Source organism: Mesorhizobium kamtschaticum, assembly GCF_056174585.1.
On the sequence record NZ_CM149691.1, the window covers coordinates 5,082,512 to 5,096,691 of the forward strand.

A 14,180-nucleotide genomic window follows, 5' to 3' on the forward strand; every position below is an offset into this window, starting at 1 on the left:
CTGTGACAAGTCGGGGCGCCGTTACGACCCGGGCGTCCAGGCGTCATAGTCACCCGTGACCTGCGGCCGATGCTGATTGGTCAGCACCGAGCCCTTCGGGCGATAGGCTGCCGGCGTGCCGGTCAGATTGGGCTGATGCGACTTCTGCCATTCGCGCGGCTTGTAGTCTTCGCTCGGCGGCGCGACATCAACACGGTGATGCATCCAGCCGTGCCAGCCAGGCGGAATGGCCGAAGCTTCGGAATAGTTGCGGTAGATGACCCAGCGCCGCGTGCGGCCTTCCGAAATCGATACCGCCTTCGTAATAGACATTGCCGACCTCGTCCTGGCCGACCCTCTTGCCGTACCGCCAGGTGTGCAGGCGTGTTCCCAGCGTCTGGCTGTTCCACCAGGTGAAAAACTGCGTCAGGAAAGTCTTCATCTCGGAACCCTCGCGCTGGCGGCGCTGTTTCCTGCTTATGGCGTCAGGCCTTCGGGAAGGCAAGGGTTTTGCCGCGGAGAGCGCGCAAATGGCGCGCCAGGCACCCGACACAAACCTGTGATCCCGAGAGGCGGGAGGATGCACGCTTGCCAAGCCTTTCCGCTCTTTCTAAAGCTCAGCGTGCCCATGCGGATATCCAATCCGGCCATGGGCCGAAGGAGGTGACGATTGGCCACAAAATTGCCGACCACCGACATTCGCACCGGCACCGAGCTGATTCGCCGCCGCAAGGGCGGCATCCCGCTGGTTTGCCTGACGGCCTACACCTATCCCGTCGCCCGCCTGCTCGATCCCCATGTCGACCTGCTTCTGGTCGGCGACAGCGTCGCCATGGTGCTGCATGGCCATCAGACGACACTGGGCGCCTCGCTCGAGATGATGATCGCGCATGGGCAAGCCGTTATGCGCGGCTCGGCCAGGGCCTGTGTGGTCGTCGACATGCCGGCCGGCAGCTATGAGGATTCGGCTGATCAGGCCGTGGCCTCGGCGCAGCGCATCATTGGCGAGACAGGCTGCCAGGCGGTGAAGCTCGAAGGCGGCGTCGACATGGCCGCTCAGATCGCGGCGATCGTGGCCGCCGGCATTCCGGTCATGGGCCATATCGGCCTGCTGCCGCAATCGGTGGAGAAGGATGGCGGCTACAAGATCAAGGGCCGCACGGACGAGACTGTCGCGGCGCTGATGGCCGACGCGTTCGCCGTCGAAAAAGCCGGCGCATTCTCCGTGGTCATCGAAGGCACCATCGAGGCGGTCGCCGCCGACATCACGCGCCGCATCGCCATTCCGACCATCGGCATCGGCGCCAGCGGCGACTGCGATGGCCAGATCCTGGTCATCGACGACATGGTTGGACTGACTGTGGACCGCGTGCCGAAATTCGTCAAAGAATACGCCGATCTGCGCAGCGTGATTGCGCACGCAGCCGAGCGCTACGCATCGGAGGTGCGAAGCCGGACTTTCCCCGGCCCTGCCCATGTCTTTTCCCGCAAAAATGTCACTTCGGGCCCAAATGGCGGGGATGAAGCATGAGCCAGCCCGAGGTTGTCGACAGCGTCGCCGCACTTCGCGCTGAGATCCGGGACTGGCGGCGCGATGGCCTGCGCGTCGCCATGGTGCCAACCATGGGGGCGCTGCATGAGGGACATCTCTCCCTGATCAGGATTGCGAGGCAAAAAGCCGAGCGCTGTGTGGTGTCGATCTTCGTCAACCCGACGCAGTTCGCGCCGAGCGAGGATCTCGACAAGTACCCACGCCAGCTCGCCCGCGACCTGGATATGCTGGCGGCGGTCAAGGCCGATCTTGCCTTCACGCCGACGGTTGGCGCGATGTACCCCGCCGGCTTTGCCACGGGGATTTCGGTCGGCGGCCCGTCCGCCGGCCTCGAATCGGCCTTTCGCCCAACCTTTTTCGAAGGCGTCGCCACCGTGGTGGCCAAGCTTTTTCTGCAGGCAACGCCCGACTATGCGGTCTTTGGCGAGAAGGACTATCAGCAACTTTGCGTCGTCAGGCAGCTCTGCCGCGACCTTGACCTGCCTGTCGAGATCATCGGCGCCCCGACCATACGCGACGCGAGCGGCCTCGCCATGTCGTCTCGCAATGCCTATCTCGGCGAAGCCGAACTCGCGGTCGCCCGCCAGCTCAACGTGATCCTGCACAACGCGGCTGCCGCACTGGCGGCCGGCGCACACCAGGATGACGCGACCGGTGAGGCCGGCCGCGCCCTCATCGCCGCCGGCTTCCAGAAGTCGACTATGTCGAGGCCCGCGAAAGCCTGACGCTGGCGCCTTGGCACCGCGACCGCGTGGGGCGCCTGCTCGCCGCTGCCTGGCTTGGCAAGACGCGGCTGATCGACAATGTGGAAGTTCCCACCGCCTGAGGCGGATCGGGCTACGCCACGGTTTGTGCCCTGGCGCGTCACCCATCTGAGATTTCCGGTACGCGCTTACTCCTCTGTCGGCATATGCAGGTACATCGACTGGATGCCGACGCGGCCGGGGCCGGTGAAGCGGTTGACGATGAAATTCATGTTGGCGCCGAAGAAGCCGCTCGACAGGCGGTCGATCTTGGTTTCCATCCGGACCGAGACATCCTTGAACAGCCAGCCGCCCGGCTCGATGTCGATGGTCTCACCGGCGGCAAGCGTCTTTTCGAAGACATTGCCGTAGCCGTGCAGCCAGACGATGCCGTCGCCGCTATCGCCGCGAAAACGGTCGATGAAGAAGCCGCTTTGGCCGAACAGCATTGTCGCCAGGCCACGTACGCGCTCGAATGTGTAGTCGACATTGCCGGTGGCGGCGAGAAACTGGTGTTCGCGCACCTGGATCTCCTCGCCGCGCCTGAGATGGATCGGCACGATGTGGCCAGGCCCGTCGCGGCTGAAGGCGATGATGCCCGCCCCCGACGCCTCGGTGACGAAGATCTGCATACCGGCCATCATCCGCTTCAGCGCGCCCTTCAGCGATTTCAGGCCGATGGTGATAGTGGAGTTCTTCCACAACAGGATGTGGTGCTCGAAATAGACCGGCATTTGCGTCACATCGACGGAAAGAACCGGCACCAGTTCACCCGCTATGTGGTAGGTGACGCCACCAAAGGTTTCATCCGACACCTGGGTCGGCATCAGTTCCGGCAAGCTTGGCATGGTCCCCCCCTCGCCGCCTTGCGCGCCAGCCCATTCCGGCTTCCGCACGGTCAGCTGCAGCAGCTTGGTGTGTGACCCTTGGGCCGTCAAACGAAAACGGGGCGCATGCCGCACCGCTCGCGCGAAGGTGATCCAGACAGATGCACGTCGAAGCGATCAGCCGGCAAGCGGCCGGCGATAGACCAGCGTCGGCTCGCCAGAGGCACCAGTGTGCTCGCCGGCAGCGCCGGATCGCACGAAGCCGTTGGCTTCGTAGAAGGCGATGGCGCGCGTGTTCTGCGCCTCCACTTCCAGACGGATGGCGGCGGCCTCGGGAAAACTTTCGATGATCTCATCGAGAAGCATGCCGCCGATGCCCCGTCCCTGCAGGCTGGGCAGCACGTAAAGCTGTCTCAGGACAACCGTCTTGCCGCCGTCGATGCCTTCGGCGAAAGCCACGCCGCCAATGCGCTTGCCGTCGTCGGCAACAAGGAAGTCGCTGTTCGGCTTGATCAGCCGCGCCTTCAGCGAGGCGATCGAATGCCATTCATCGGTGATTTCGGTGACCTTGGCGGCGCCGTAGATGGCGTCATAGGTCGCATGCCAGGTTTCGACCAGCACTGCCCGAATTGCATCAAGGTCACGTTCGCCTGCGGTGCGGACGAACATGGCCTTACTCGATGCCGAGCTTGGCCTTGACCAGGTCGTTGACGGCCTGCGGGTTGGCCTTGCCGCCGGTCGCCTTCATTACCTGGCCAACAAACCAGCCGGCCATGGTCGGCTTGGCGCGCGCCTGTTCGACCTTGTCCGGGTTGGCCGCGATCACCTCGTCGACCGCCTTCTCGATGGCGCCGGTATCGGTGACCTGCTTCAAGCCACGGCTTTCGACCAGCTGGCGCGGATCGCCGCCTTCGTTCCAGACGATCTCGAACAGGTCCTTGGCGATCTTGCCGGAGATGGTGCCATCCTTGATCAGGTCGATGACCGCACCGAGCTGGTCAGGCGAAACCGGAGCATTTTCAATGTCCTTGCCGGCCTTGTTCAATTGACCGAGAAGATCGTTGATGACCCAGTTGGCGGCGAGCTTGCCGTCGCGACCGGCGGCCACCTTCTCGAAATAGTCGGCGATCGACTTTTCCGACACCAGGATCGAAGCATCGTAGGTCGAGAGACCCAGCGAGGAGATCAGCCGCGCCTTCTTGTCGTCGGGCAGTTCCGGCAGTCCTGTGGCCAAAGCATCGACATAGGCCTGGTCGAATTCCAGCGGCAGAAGATCGGGATCGGGGAAATAGCGGTAGTCGTGCGCTTCTTCCTTCGACCGCATGGAGCGCGTTTCGCCCTTGACGGCATCGTACAGCCGCGTTTCCTGGTCGATCTTGCCGCCGTCCTCCAGGATGGCGATCTGGCGGCGCGCCTCATAGTCGATGGCCTGGCCGATGAAGCGGATCGAATTCATGTTCTTGATCTCGCAGCGTGTGCCGAACTCGCCACCGGGCCGGCGTACCGAGACGTTGACGTCGGCGCGCAGCGAGCCTTCATCCATGTTGCCGTCGCAAGTGCCGAGATAGCGCATGATTGTGCGCAGCTTGGTGACATAAGCCTTGGCCTCATCGCCGGAACGCAGGTCAGGCTTGGAGACGATCTCCATCAGCGCCACGCCAGAGCGGTTGAGGTCGACATAGGACATGGTCGGATGCTGGTCGTGCATCGACTTGCCGGCATCCTGCTCCAGATGCAGCCGCTCGATGCCGACCTCGATGTCCTCGAATTCGCCCTGGCGGTCGGGGCCGACCGACACAATCACCGTGCCCTCGCCGACGATCGGCTGCTTGAACTGCGAGATCTGGTAGCCCTGCGGCAGGTCGGGATAAAAATAGTTCTTCCGGTCGAAAACCGACTTGTGGTTGATCTGTGCCTTCAGCCCGAGACCGGTGCGGATCGCCTGCTTGACGCATTCCTCGTTGATGACGGGCAGCATGCCGGGCATTGCCGCATCGACCAGGCTGACATTGGCATTGGGGGCCGCACCGAAAGCGGTCGAAGCGCCGGAAAACAATTTTGCTTCCGAGATGACCTGCGCGTGCACTTCGAGACCGATGATGATTTCCCAGTCGCCGGTGGCGCCGGGGATCAGACGTTTTGCGTCGGGCGTGCGGGTATCGATAAGGGTCATGGCCTGCCGTCAAATTCAGAATTGATGCCGAATGCACTGCGCATTCAGGAGGTACAAATCGTACCCGCTTCGCTAGTGCAAACCGCCAAAAGAGACAAGCGCAAAGCCACGGACTGGCCTTTTCAGCCGCTTTCACCTATAGGACGCCCATCCCAATGGAGAGTGGATGTCCACTTACGCTCAGTCCCGGTAAGGCCCTGACCTCGTAGCGAGGCAGGGCAGAAAACCTGAAACCCCGTGCTGCGAAGTTTCGCGGCGGCGGCATTTTCTGTTTTCCCGGAAACTCTCCATATGGATATTTCGCGCAGCACATGACCCGAAAATCGGAATCGATTTTCGGAAAGGATCATGTGCCAAATTATAAGTGCCACAGCGTCCTTTGCGCGTCCAAGAGGACGCGCGGCGCTGTGGGACAGCGCATCCTGCACCTTTTGGCGCAGGGCGGACGCATTGAAATCGAAAAGATCGAGAAGAAACGGATCGCCTCCGTCAAATGCCTGACGCGCGACGGCTGGCACTATCCGGGCGTCGATCTCGACCTGTTTCGAAAGCTGAAACGCAAGAAGGCGGTTTCGTCGTCGGGCGGCGGTCCCTACCGCATCACCAGGCGCGGACTCGAACTCGTCCGTTCCGAACTCGACAACAGGTAGCAAATGGTTCCGCCGGTCGGGTTTCCGGCCGGCGGTTCCTCTCACCGCTCAGGCGGTGGCGATGTAGGCCCTGATCTCATCGGCCTCGCGTTCGACATCTTCGATGCGGCGCTTGACCACGTCGCCGATGGAGACGATGCCATCGAGCAGGCCGTCCTTCTCCACCGGCAGATGGCGGAAGCGGCCCCTGGTCATGATCTCCATCACCTCGTTGACGGTGTGGTTCTCATTGCAGATCTTCACCTTCGGCGTCATCGCCGAACGCACGGCGATATCGAGCGCGGCACCGCCTTCCTTGGCGACGACCCGCACGATGTCGCGTTCCGACAGGATGCCGACGATCTTGCGATCGCCGTTGGTGATGACCAGCGCACCGATCTTGTGGTCGGCGAGCATGCGGATGGCCACGCTAAGTTTTTCATTCGGCCCGAGCGTTAACACGTCGTGGCCTTTTCTCTCGAGAATTGCCTTAACCGTCATGGCGTCCTCCTCTGCTTTTGCCTGCCGGTTCCTGCCCTGACCGGCTTTCACATAAGAGTGAACATCGTGCGCCGTGATCGGTTGCATTTCAAGTGCGGCGGTCGGTGGTTTCCCACTCGGGCGGCTGCCATCGCCGATCGAACCAGCGCAGGCCGAAGAAGGCCGCGACGAAGCCGCCAATATGGGCCTCCCAGGCGATCTGGCCGTCAAGACCGAAGGCGAAGCCGAACAGACCGGTGGCGAGGTTGATCGCCATCCACGCAGCGACAAAGGTCATGATGCCACGCGAGCGCAGCACAATTGCGATCGGCAGCACGGGGCCGGCGAAGGCCGCCCTGCCGGCCGAGCGGTCAGTGCGGAAACCAAAACGCACCGCGGCCCCCATCATGCCTGATATAGCGCCGGAAGCGCCAACCAACGGCACTTCGCCAAAAGGATGAATTGCCCAGAAGAGCACCACGGAAGCCACTCCGGTCACCGCGAAGAACAGCGCGAAGCGAAGCGCACCGAAGCGATTGGCCAGCGGCGACCCGAAGGCCGCCAGCGACACCATGTTGATCAGCAGATGCGGCCAGCTGCCGTGCATGAACGCGTAGGTGAAAGGTTGAAACAGCAGATAGACGGTTGGAGGGTCGGAGTAGCCAGCGGGTGTGAAAGCGAAGTTTGAAACGAATGCGTTGTCCTGCGCAGGCGTAAGCAGGTAGTTTTCAACCAGGAAGACGGCCGCGCAAATGCCGATCACCGCCAGGATGATCGGCGGCAGATTGAACACCGGCTCGCGCCGGGGCTCCGGCATCGGTTCGACGGGTTCGACTTCCGAAGGGCTTACCGGTTCACTCATACGCGTCTGGTCCAGGGATTCGATGCGCGAGCTTTAGAGCAAGGATGCCGGACTTGGAACAATTCTGTTTCTCGAAACAGCCGACGCCCGGGCGGGATCACCCTCATTTGCTACGAACCGAAAGGAAACGAAGCGGAAATGCTCCTGGATTTGAAAAACTCGCAACCAGCGTTCTCGGAAGCGCCAGGTCCCCTCCCTAGAATGAGGCGCCATAACGGGTGACAAAGACGGCTATAACTCGCCGCCCCAAGCGCAATGCCATAACCCAAAGCCCGATCACATTGCCCCCAGCAACCTCAACCATCGCCGTCTCCGTCTCCGGCATCGAGAAATCCTTTGGACCGACACGCGCGCTCGCCGGCGCCGATCTTGCCGTCGCGCCCGGTGAGGTCGTGGCGCTGATGGGCGCCAATGGCGCCGGCAAGTCGACTTTGGTGAAGATCCTTTCGGGTTCGTACACGCCCGACGCCGGCACGATCATGCTTGGCGGCAACGCGGTCACCTTCGCCTCGCCCAGCGCCGCCAAGGCCGCCGGCATCGCGACGGTGCATCAGGCGACCGACCAGGCGGGTGCTGCCGGATTGACGGTTGCCGAAAACCTCCTGCTTGACGAGCTTTGCGGCCGTACGGGGCGTTTCCTCGTCTCGACGGCATCGATCCGCCGGCGGGCGCGCGCGGTCGCGGCGCTGATCGACCTCGATCTGCCGCTCGATCGCGACTTCATCGATCTGCGCCCGGCGGAACGCCAGTTGATCGCCATCGCCCGCGCCGTCGCGGCCAAGGCCTCGGTGCTCATCCTCGACGAACCGACGTCGAGCCTGTCGACCACGGAAGCCGAGCGGCTGTTCGCCATCATCCGCCGGCTGCGCGCCAGCGGCATGGCAATCCTCTATATCTCGCACAGGCTTGGCGACCTTGCGGCCATCGCCGATCGCGCCGTCGTCATGCGCGGTGGCCGCATCGTCGGCGCCTTTGCCAGGCCTATCGATTTCCCGGCCGCCGTCGCGGCCATGATCGGCCGGACACTGGAAGCGGCCACACATGACGGCAAGGCGTCGACGGCCCCGATCATTGCTTCCATCAAGGGGGCGCGGCTGGTGCCTGGAGCGGAGCCTTTCGATCTTGACCTGCGCTCCGGTGAGGTCGTCGCCATCACCGGCACGCTCGGATCAGGAAAGAGCCGGCTGCTGCGCGCGCTTTTCGGGCTCGAAACGCTGGTGCAAGGCGGCTTCGTGCTCGATGGAAAGCCGTGGCTGTCGAGCGGGCCGGCACAGTCGATCGAAAGCGGTGTCTTCATGGTCGCCGAGGACCGCTGGCAATCATCATTGCTGCCGCCTGAAGTTCCCGGCGCCTCGATCGCCGGCACGATCGCCCTGCCGCATCTGCGGCGCTGGTTTCCAAGTGCCTGCTGCGGGCCGCGCGCGAACGCAAGGTTGCTGTCGAGGCGATCTCGCGGCTAGGCATCAAGGCGCGCGGACCCGACGACACACTCGACGAGCTTTCCGGCGGCAATCAGCAAAAGGTCGTGCTCGCCCGATGGCAGGCCGCACCTTGCCGGCTGCTGCTGCTCGACGAGCCGTTCCAGGGCGTCGACGTCGGCGCGCGCGCCGATCTGATCGCCGCCATCCGTAACAGCCAAAGCGGTTCCGCCACGCTGATCGCGACCAGCGACACCGAAGAGGCGCTGGAGGTTGCCGACCGCATCCTCGTCATGCGCAACCACTCACTTCATGCGGCCGGAGACGGCCATGGCTCGCTGACCGACCAGATCGGCAAGGTCGAGAGCGACAAGGCCGGAGACCACCGATGACCTATCCGACGACGACACAGCCGTCCGCATCGCGCACATCGGTTTTCCGCGAAACGCGGCGCTACGCCCTGTTCGTGCTGCTGGCGCTGATGGTGGTCGGGTTCTGGCATGTGCAGCCTGCCTTCATCCGCTCGGCCAATCTGTTCTCGATCCTGCAGGCGGTTTCGGTGGTGGCGATCCTCGGCGTCGGGGTGTCGATCACCATGGCCGCCGACGGCTTCGATCTGTCGGTCGGCAGCATCGCCGCTTCGTCGGTGATGGCGGCGAGCTATGCCATGGTCGTGTGGCAGCTGGATGCGGCTGAGACCATGGTTCTGGTCCTGCTGATGGGTGCCTTCATCGGCCTCGTCAACGGGCTGCTGATTGTCCGCGGCGGCGTGCCCGATCTTCTCGCCACGCTGGCGACCATGTTTCTGCTCGCCGGCCTGCAGCTGATCCCGACGGGTGGCCGTTCGATCACCGCCGGCATGGTGCTTCCCGACGGCTCATCGGTTCCCGGCGCCTACGATCCGGCGTTCCTGATTCTCGGCCGGTCGCGGCTCTTCGACACGATTCCCCTGTCTGTCGTCGTCATGGCTATCGTCGCCGTGCTGGCCTGGTTCCTGATGGAGCGCACGCGCTGGGGCCGCGTCTTCTACGCGATCGGCGGCAACGAAACGGCCGCGCATCTTGCCGGCGCGCCGACCAGGAGATACCGGCTCTGGGCCTACATCCTGTCAGGCACGCTGGCTTCGCTGGGAGGGCTGATCGTGGCCTCGCGTGTCGGCCGTGGCGACGTTTCGGCGGGTAATTCGCTGCTGCTCGATGCGGTGGCGGCCTCGTTGATCGGCTATGCCGTGCTCGACAAGCGTCGCCCGCACGTGATCGGCACGGTGGTCGGCGCAATCTTCGTCGGCGTGCTCCTCAACGGCCTCACCATGCTGAACGCGCCCTATTACACGCAGGATTTCGTCAAGGGCGTCGTGCTGGTTGGCGCGCTGGCGCTGACCTTCGGCCTAGGAAAGAAGCGGTAGCCGAGACCGCTCGAAACATGATCTCCCCTCCCTCGAGAAACGAGGGAGGGGAGAAAAAGATCAGTTGGACGGGATCCAGCTGGCCGCCGCCGCGTCGCTCTGGCCGAAGGCTGGAAGCTTGGCATCGAGATCCTCGACTGTCTTGATGCCGTTCTTGCGCAGCTCTTCCTGTGTCAGCAGCACCGGCTTGACGACGATGCTGTGACCGGGATCCTCGCCAGCGATCAGCTTGGCCGCCGCCCGCACCGAAACCGCGCCGACGACGGCCGGATTGGTGGCTGCAGTAGCGACCCACGGGCTTCCGTCCGCAGTGATTTCGGTGATATCGGCGGTGGACACGTCGGCCGAATAGATCTTCACCTTCTTGGAGATGCCGAGTTCGTCGGTGGCGAGTTTCACGCCGCGCGCGAACTCGTCATAGGGAGCAAAGACGACCGAGATGTCGGGATTGGCCTGGAACGCTGCCTTGGTCTGGTCGGCTGTCGACACCGCGGTCGTGTCGTTGACCGTCCCCAGCGCGCTTTCTCGACGATGCCGGGATTGGCCTTCCTGGTCTCGTCCCAGATTTCGTTGCGGCGGTCGAGCGGCGCAAAGCCGGCGACATAGACATAACCGGCCTGGAACGAGCTGCCATTGTCCTTGAGCGCCTGGCCGAGCGACGCCTTGGCAAGATCGTGATCGGACTGTTCGACCTGCGGGATCTTCGGGTTGTCGAGATTGACGTCGAAGGCGACGACCTTGATGCCGGCATCGAGCGCCTTCTGGGCGACGTCCTTCAGCGCTTCAGGCTGACCATGGTCGATGATGATGGCCTGGACACCAAGATTGATCGCCTGCTCGATCTGGTCGCGCTGCGCGGCCGCATCCTGCCGGCCGGAAAAGATCTGCAGGTCGATGTCGAGCGCTTTCGCCTGTTTCGCCGCGCCGGCCTGATAGGCCTGAAAGAAATCGCCGGCCGAGATGAAGGTGACGAGCGCCACTTTCACGCCGCCCTTGTCGAAGGGTGCCGGAGCACCCGCGATTCCGGCAGCGTGAACGGCACCGACCGGAATGGCGCTGGCAAGCAGGCCGGCCGTGATCAGTCCAAGGATAGAAGTCTTCATGAAGGTTTCCCCAGAGAATTACGCTGACAAGGCACGTCTCCGGACCGCGGGATCGCCGCCGTCGCGCCTCAAGGAGCGAATTCACGAAGGGTACAGCGGCAACAGAACCGCTCGGAACGCAGATTTTTCTCTTTAGCGGCGCGTGATTGGCAAATGTTGCTGCTGCCTGCCCCCACCGCCCGTGGGTCGGGCTATCCCGGCGCCATTGATCACCGGACCGCCGCAGGGGCTGCGACGAGCGAAAATCATGCCCGCCGTTAACCGCGAATCACGGGGCGCCGAATCAAAAAAGAAGCCGTCCAAGGTTTCCCTTGAACGGCCGGTCGAGCCCCCTGCTCCCCTAAAACTCTGACTGAAGTGCTGCCGATCGTCGCGAAACGACCGCTTCTGGAGTGGTTTTGGTGTGCCACGGGGCGCCCTCGGCGCAACGTAAACCAGTTGTTAACCTTAACGGCCCCGACCCGTGAACAAGTGTTAACGATGCTGGCACGCTTCCTGCTCCGCAACGCATGTAAGTCATCGGAGGGCGCCCTTCTGTTCACCGATGGGACATCAGACGACAGAATGCGCGGAGCAGCATACCATGAACCAAAACGGATCGATCACGCTGTTCCATTACTGGAATCGCCTGCGTGACGGACGCCCTGCTCCGAAGCGATCGGAAGTCGAGCCGGCCGATATCAAGTCGCTTTTGGCCGACACATTCATCCTGGAAAAGGATACACGCGGGCACCCCGTGTTCCGCCTCGCCGGCACAAGGCTCTGCGCCTGCTATGGCCGCGAACTCAAGGGGTTCTCCTTCCCCTCACTGTGGCGCGAGAAGGATCAGCGGCTCGTCTCGAAGCTGATCCACGGCGTGTTCGACCAGAAATCCGTCGTGCTGATCACCTTCGAGGGTTTCAGCCGCAACGGTCGCTCCAACAAGTTCGAATTGCTTGCCTTGCCGCTTGACGGTGGCATCGAAAATCCGCGCTGCCTCGGCGTCGTCAGCGCCGCCGAAAAGCCGTTCTGGCTGGGGGCCGACCCGATCACCGACGCGATGATCGATTCGATCCGTGTCATCGATCCGGAGAAAGAGCTGCTCAACAACCGTCCGGCGATCGACGTTCCCTCGCTTGTTCCAGCCGACCTCGAGGCGCCCGATACGATATCCGCGCTTGGCCGGGCGCGCCGCATCCGCCATCTCGTCGTCTTCGACGGCGGGCGCGAGGAATAGTTGATGATCGCACAGTCCTGAATGCTCGTTTTTTCCCTTTGTTAACCCGCTTTGTTGTACTTCTCTGATGAAGTCCTTCGCATCGACGCGCGGGAATGCCAAACGGGGTGTAGGCAGTCATGAGGTCAGCGGCGGTCGACTACGCGCCGTCCCAAGCTGAAAGGCGTAACTTTCAGCGCGTCCGGGTCAAAATATACGGGCGATTCATGCTGGAAGACCGCACCGAGCACCCTTGCCAGGTTGTCGACATGTCACCCGGCAACGTTGCCTTTCGCACCGACCGCATCGGCATGCCCGGCGAAAAGTCATCGCCTATATCGATCATATCGGCCGCATCGAAGGCGTCGTCACCCGCACCTTGCAGGATGGCTTCGCCATGACGGTGATTGCGTCCGACCGCAAGAAGGATAAGCTTGCGGCGCAGTTGACCTGGCTTGCCAACAAGCACGAACTCGACCTGCCGGAAGACCGCCGCCACGAGCGCGTCGCGCCGCGCAACCCGACCAGCGTGCTGCAGCTCACCGACGGCCGCCAGTACCAGTGCCGGATCATCGACCTGTCGCTGTCCGGCGCGGCGGTCGAGATCGACGTCAAGCCGGCGATCGGCATCCAGGTCATGCTCGGCACCATGCGCGGCCAGATCGTTCGCCATTTTGAGGATGGCGTCGCCATCGAATTCGCCGTCATCCAGCGCCCGAAACGCTCGATTCCGAATTCAACACGCCGCGCGCCTGACCGGACCGGACAGGACGCGCAATCGAACCGGCCCGTCGTGGCCGGTTTTTTGTTTCTGGCAACAGTGATCGACACCGTCCGGTCAGCCGGGGCTGTGGCCTGCAATGCTCAACGCAGGCCACGTATCCCGCCTGGCGAACTCGGGCAATCCAAACAATTCAATACTTAAATGATTCAAATTTTACGTTTATTCTACTGGCGTTTTACTTAAAGTCTGCTTCGCGCTTTTGCGTCAAATAAATCCAGCCGTGGCAATGTCTCCTTCGAACGGGGAGACTAGAAAATGAAAAAAACGAGGGGCAAGCTGTTGCTGATGGCAATGGCGATGCAGCTTTCCGCTTGGGGATCAGCATATGCCGCGGGACCGGCCTATATGCACACCGGCGGACGTACCACGCAGCCTGTTGGCCATTATGAATTCTGCCAGCGCATTCCTGGCGAATGCAATGAGAAGACGCCCAAAGGCGGACCGGTCGACCTGAGCCGCAAGCTCTGGGCGACGATCGTCAACATCAACAATTCGGTCAACACCCGCATCAAGCCGCGCACCGACATGGAAAACTACGGTGTCGAGGAGTACTGGGCCTATCCCGACAATGGCTATGGCGATTGCGAGGATTACGCGCTGGAGAAGCGCCGCGAACTGATGGACGCGGGCGTGCCGGCGGGTGATCTGTTGATGACGGTTGCGCGCCAGCCGAATGGCGACGGCCACGCCGTGCTGACTGTGCGCACCAGCCTTGGCGAGTTCATTCTCGACAATCTGGAAACCAAGGTGCTGTCCTGGACGGACACCGACTACACCTATCTCAAGCGTCAATCGACGGAGAATTCCGGCGTTTGGGTAACGATCAACGACGGCCGCTCCGACGCGGTCGCCAGCGTCCGCTAGGGCGCCAATGCATAACACAGAGATCAAGCGCGTCGCACGACACGCTTAAGGAGAAACCCGGTCGAGTCCCCACCCTCCCCGTCCCCAACGACCGGGTCAAGGAGCCGGCCCCGTCCCCGGGCCGGCTCCGCCATTTCTGGCGACAGCTGCTAAAATTGATCCAATT

Annotated in this window: 10 protein-coding genes and 5 pseudogenes; 8 read left to right on the forward strand and 7 right to left on the reverse strand. The window is 62.7% G+C overall.

The window, feature by feature from the left end; genetic code table 11:
• Positions 1-21 precede the first annotated feature (21 nt).
• A pseudogene (locus tag AC0V7N_RS25220) lies at positions 22-421 on the reverse strand (NADH:ubiquinone oxidoreductase subunit NDUFA12).
• A 228-nt stretch (positions 422-649) separates the two neighbouring features.
• Here AC0V7N_RS25220 and panB point away from each other — a divergent pair.
• Together panB and panC are read left to right on the forward strand one after the other, a co-directional pair.
• The gene (gene panB, locus AC0V7N_RS25225; protein ID WP_496627339.1) at positions 650-1,510 is read left to right on the forward strand and encodes a 3-methyl-2-oxobutanoate hydroxymethyltransferase; all 861 of its coding nucleotides are present in this window, start codon (positions 650-652) and stop codon (positions 1,508-1,510) included.
• Positions 1,507-2,357, forward strand: a pseudogene (panC, locus tag AC0V7N_RS25230) (pantoate--beta-alanine ligase). Before panB ends, panC begins: the two are co-directional and overlap by 4 nt.
• A 66-nt stretch (positions 2,358-2,423) precedes the next feature.
• Here panC and AC0V7N_RS25235 read toward each other — a convergent pair.
• The 3 genes from AC0V7N_RS25235 to gatB form a co-directional block, all read right to left on the reverse strand.
• Positions 2,424-3,122 (reverse strand): AIM24 family protein, encoded by a 699-nt coding sequence (locus AC0V7N_RS25235; RefSeq protein ID WP_027045614.1) that lies wholly within the window; start codon positions 3,120-3,122, stop codon positions 2,424-2,426.
• A 156-nt stretch (positions 3,123-3,278) separates the two neighbouring features.
• Positions 3,279-3,770 (reverse strand): GNAT family N-acetyltransferase, encoded by a 492-nt coding sequence (locus tag AC0V7N_RS25240; RefSeq protein WP_475450997.1) that lies wholly within the window; start codon positions 3,768-3,770, stop codon positions 3,279-3,281.
• Between the two features lie 4 nt (positions 3,771-3,774).
• A complete protein-coding gene (gene gatB, locus AC0V7N_RS25245) occupies positions 3,775-5,274 on the reverse strand; it encodes an Asp-tRNA(Asn)/Glu-tRNA(Gln) amidotransferase subunit GatB (RefSeq protein ID WP_475450998.1) in 1,500 nt (499 codons plus the stop codon).
• A 407-nt stretch (positions 5,275-5,681) separates the two neighbouring features.
• Here gatB and AC0V7N_RS25250 point away from each other — a divergent pair, with 407 nt between their 5' ends.
• A complete protein-coding gene (locus tag AC0V7N_RS25250; RefSeq protein ID WP_475450999.1) occupies positions 5,682-5,924 on the forward strand; it encodes a YjhX family toxin in 243 nt (80 codons plus the stop codon).
• Positions 5,925-5,972: 48 nt separating this feature from the next.
• On the opposite strand, the gene AC0V7N_RS25255 is transcribed toward AC0V7N_RS25250, so the two are convergent.
• Both AC0V7N_RS25255 and AC0V7N_RS25260 read right to left on the reverse strand, forming a co-directional pair.
• Positions 5,973-6,404: a CBS domain-containing protein gene (locus AC0V7N_RS25255; protein WP_475451000.1), complete on the reverse strand. Its 432-nt coding sequence runs from the start codon at positions 6,402-6,404 to the stop codon at positions 5,973-5,975.
• An 88-nt stretch (positions 6,405-6,492) separates the two neighbouring features.
• Positions 6,493-7,245, reverse strand: a complete 753-nt coding sequence (locus tag AC0V7N_RS25260) for a rhomboid family intramembrane serine protease (RefSeq protein WP_475451001.1) — start codon at positions 7,243-7,245, stop codon at positions 6,493-6,495.
• 302 nt (positions 7,246-7,547) lie between these two features.
• Between AC0V7N_RS25260 and AC0V7N_RS25265 the strand changes: the two are divergent.
• Both AC0V7N_RS25265 and AC0V7N_RS25270 read left to right on the forward strand, forming a co-directional pair.
• A pseudogene (locus AC0V7N_RS25265) lies at positions 7,548-9,055 on the forward strand (sugar ABC transporter ATP-binding protein).
• A complete protein-coding gene (locus tag AC0V7N_RS25270; RefSeq protein WP_475451002.1) occupies positions 9,052-10,068 on the forward strand; it encodes an ABC transporter permease in 1,017 nt (338 codons plus the stop codon). Before AC0V7N_RS25265 ends, AC0V7N_RS25270 begins: the two are co-directional and overlap by 4 nt.
• A gap of 60 nt (positions 10,069-10,128) precedes the next feature.
• On the opposite strand, the pseudogene AC0V7N_RS25275 reads toward AC0V7N_RS25270, so the two are convergent.
• Positions 10,129-11,159, reverse strand: a pseudogene (locus tag AC0V7N_RS25275) (substrate-binding domain-containing protein).
• 595 nt (positions 11,160-11,754) lie between these two features.
• On the opposite strand from AC0V7N_RS25275, the gene AC0V7N_RS25280 reads away from it, so the two are divergent.
• From AC0V7N_RS25280 to AC0V7N_RS25290, 3 genes and pseudogenes are all read left to right on the forward strand, one after another.
• Positions 11,755-12,387 (forward strand): PAS domain-containing protein, encoded by a 633-nt coding sequence (locus tag AC0V7N_RS25280; RefSeq protein ID WP_475451003.1) that lies wholly within the window; start codon positions 11,755-11,757, stop codon positions 12,385-12,387.
• Between the two features lie 119 nt (positions 12,388-12,506).
• A pseudogene (locus AC0V7N_RS25285) lies at positions 12,507-13,122 on the forward strand (PilZ domain-containing protein).
• Positions 13,123-13,405: 283 nt separating this feature from the next.
• Entirely contained in the window at positions 13,406-14,014 is a 609-nt protein-coding gene (locus AC0V7N_RS25290) for a transglutaminase-like cysteine peptidase (RefSeq protein ID WP_475451004.1), read from the forward strand.
• Positions 14,015-14,180: the final 166 nt, after the last annotated feature.

Bases quoted from the DNA above. Each gene is read 5' to 3' on its own strand.
- AC0V7N_RS25235 (WP_027045614.1), bottom strand. From the start codon at position 3,122: ATGCCAAGCTTGCCGGAACTGATGCCGACCCAGGTGTCGGATGAAACC.
- AC0V7N_RS25240 (WP_475450997.1), bottom strand. From the start codon at position 3,770: ATGTTCGTCCGCACCGCAGGCGAACGTGACCTTGATGCAATTCGGGCA.
- gatB (WP_475450998.1), bottom strand. From the start codon at position 5,274: ATGACCCTTATCGATACCCGCACGCCCGACGCAAAACGTCTGATCCCC.
- AC0V7N_RS25255 (WP_475451000.1), bottom strand. From the start codon at position 6,404: ATGACGGTTAAGGCAATTCTCGAGAGAAAAGGCCACGACGTGTTAACG.
- AC0V7N_RS25260 (WP_475451001.1), bottom strand. From the start codon at position 7,245: ATGAGTGAACCGGTAAGCCCTTCGGAAGTCGAACCCGTCGAACCGATG.
- AC0V7N_RS25270 (WP_475451002.1), top strand. From the start codon at position 9,052: ATGACCTATCCGACGACGACACAGCCGTCCGCATCGCGCACATCGGTT.
- AC0V7N_RS25280 (WP_475451003.1), top strand. From the start codon at position 11,755: ATGAACCAAAACGGATCGATCACGCTGTTCCATTACTGGAATCGCCTG.
- AC0V7N_RS25290 (WP_475451004.1), top strand. From the start codon at position 13,406: ATGAAAAAAACGAGGGGCAAGCTGTTGCTGATGGCAATGGCGATGCAG.